Genomic DNA, 2645 nt, shown 5'->3' with positions numbered 1-2645 from the left:
TGTAAAACTCAGTGATATTGACCACCTGATTACAATTTAAAGTGACCACCTTGTTTTGGTTTAAAGTGACCATCTAATTCCGGTGCAAAGTGAGCACCTCGATTTATTTCAAAAAACTACTTTTTTTCGTGTGTTAGTTATTATTTCAAAGATAGATAAATAATTATCCTTTGTTTATGCTTTTTTTCTTCCTCATTGATTCCCCATGCAGTTCAACTCTATGTGATTGATGTATTAGTCTGTCTAAGATTGCATCTGCAATAGTTTTCTCGCCAATTATATCATACCATCCCTGAACCGGGATTTGCGAGGTTACGATAATTGAGCCGTTGTTATGTCTGTCCTCAATGATTTCTAAAAGTGCAATTCTGTTGTGACTGTCCAGAGACTGCAGGCCAAAGTCATCGAGTATGATAACATCCTGTCTTTGTATTTTCGTGAGTTCTCTTAGATAAGTGCCGTCTGCTTTTGCCATTTTGAGCTTTGCAAACAATTTTGCGGAGTTAAAATAACTTACCTTATAACCTTCTATGCAGGCCTGGTAGCCAAGTGCTGTTCCTAAAAAGCTTTTGCCGACACCCGTGCTTCCTGTAATTAAGATATTCTCATTCTTTTCTACAAAACTGCACTCTGCAAGCCTGAGTATAAGATTTCTGTCGATGTTTCGGGACTGGTCAAAATTGATGCTTTCAATATTTGATTTGTAGTGGAATCGTGCATTGGCAATACTCCGTTCTATACGTCTGTTGTGTCTTTCATCCCATTCGGCATCTATTATCATTGATATAAACTGATCAAGGGTATAATGATCAGTTTTGCCGCTTTCGATAGCTGTCATGAAGGCATTGTGCATTCCATGAAGCTTCATCTGCTTCATTTTTGTTACGGTAGATTCATTCATTGTATATTGATTTTAGTTATAATAATTTTTTCCTCTAATATTATTGTGTTCGGGAAGATCCTGTTCCTGTTCCATTTCGTGTTCAATAGATATTTTATCCAGACTGTTATCTAAGATGTTCTGTATAGTTTTAAAATTATAAATCTTAAAGTCCAGAGCGCGTTTACAGGCATTTACTAATCTTTCTGTACCTACTTTCTTTTCAAAAGATAATATCCCTAAACAGCTTTTATAGGCCTGCTCCGGGTGGTTTCTGCTTTCGATTATCTGCATAATGTATTCTCCTACTGCCGGATCAATACTGTTGGCCCAATCAATAAATCTTAGGGCATTCCATTGGGATACAAATTGATGTGTGCTTGCCAGATGTTCAGGATTTGTAGAGTAGATGTAAGGCTTGGGATTTCTGATGTGAGTAGCTATACGATTGTATTTGAAGTAGATTTCAACTGTAGAGTTTGTGTAGAGCAGTTTTACTTTTTTCTTTAAATATTGATAAGGTACACTGTAATAATTCTTATCCTGGCTTAGTTGAACATGTCCATTCTGCATAACTGTTGCTAGAGACTGGTATTTAATCTCAAAGCGTTCCAAAGGAAGCGGTTGCAGTTCATGTCTTTCATCTTCAATAAAGAGTTCAAAACGAGAGTAAGGTCTTCCGGTAAGTTTCTTATTGTTATGAGCATCCAGAAGAGTCCATATCTCCTGATTTAGTTCGTCTATACTGAAGTATTTAGTGTCTTTTAAGTTTGCATAAATTCTTCTGTAAAGTATTTTAACCGCACCTTCGACCAAAGATTTATCTCTTGGTCTATATGCTCTTGCTGGGAGAATAGTAGTCTCATAATGTTCTGCTAAATCTGCCAGAGTTTCATTAATGGTAGGTTCGAAGCGGCTGGTTCGGATTACGGCAGATTTTAAATTGTCTGGTACTATTGCAGCAGGTGTTCCTTCAAAAAAACGCATTGCATTCTCTACCGAAGCTACAAAATCTTCCTTTTGCTGGCTCATGGAAGCTTCTGCATAAGTATATTGGCTTGCCCCGAGTATAGCTACAAAAAACTGCACTTCTCTGATCTCTGATGTGCTTTTGTCTAAAATTGAGAGTGTCTTTCCGGCATAATCTACATACATTTTATCACCAGCCTTGTGGTTCATATGCATCACAGGATTTACTTTATTACCCCAGTCCCTGTAACGGTTTCTGAATTGGGTAATTCTCAAGCCATCGGGATTTAAAGCGATATATCTCTCCCACATGATTTGTATGGTAATGCCGGTTTTTTTTAATTCCCGTTCCATCTGTGGAAAATAAGCATAAAGATCCTCGATTCTTGAGGAAAGAACTTCTGCGGGGCCCGGGGAAAACAGTTCATCTAATTCAGTATCGGTTTTCTTGTTGACAGACTCAAGGCTTAATCCAAGCACTTCAAATAAAGAGATGTATTTTTTTACTGTGTTTCTGGAAAGCGATAAATACTTGCTTATAAACAGCTTGCTTTTGCCGTTACAATGTAATTTAATAACTTTTCTAATTTTATTCATGTCTAGTTTGTTATTTGCCATAGCCTGTAGTTTTTATACAGATCCATGGTTTAACAACATGAAAAAGAAGTAGTTTTTAGTGGTCAATTTGAACCGAAACTATGTGGTCAGTTTAAATTGAAAAGTGGTGGTCAGTTTAATCCGAAAGCGGTGGTCACTTTATGCTGAAAAAGCGTGGTCAATTTGACCGTTTTTTCCA

General features: G+C 37.0%; 2 protein-coding genes. Both read right to left on the bottom strand.

What is annotated here, in order from left to right:
- Window positions 1-163: 163 nt before the first annotated feature.
- Complete coding sequence (istB, locus tag BD847_RS00010) at window positions 164-901, bottom strand: IS21-like element helper ATPase IstB (protein WP_111376075.1); 738 nt, start codon at window positions 899-901, stop codon at window positions 164-166.
- Window positions 902-913: 12 nt separating this feature from the next.
- Window positions 914-2467, bottom strand: a complete 1554-nt coding sequence (gene istA / locus BD847_RS00005) for an IS21 family transposase (protein ID WP_115886239.1) — start codon at window positions 2465-2467, stop codon at window positions 914-916.
- Window positions 2468-2645 lie beyond the last annotated feature (178 nt).

The sequence above is a fragment of the Flavobacterium cutihirudinis genome, from assembly GCF_003385895.1.
GTDB classification, from domain to species: Bacteria; Bacteroidota; Bacteroidia; order Flavobacteriales; family Flavobacteriaceae; genus Flavobacterium; species Flavobacterium cutihirudinis.
Note: the sequence above shows the minus strand (reverse complement) of the source record. Positions and strands in the feature narration are given on the sequence as shown.

Bases quoted from the DNA above. Each gene is read 5' to 3' on its own strand.
- istA (WP_115886239.1), bottom strand. From the start codon at position 2,467: ATGGCAAATAACAAACTAGACATGAATAAAATTAGAAAAGTTATTAAA.
- istB (WP_111376075.1), bottom strand. From the start codon at position 901: ATGAATGAATCTACCGTAACAAAAATGAAGCAGATGAAGCTTCATGGA.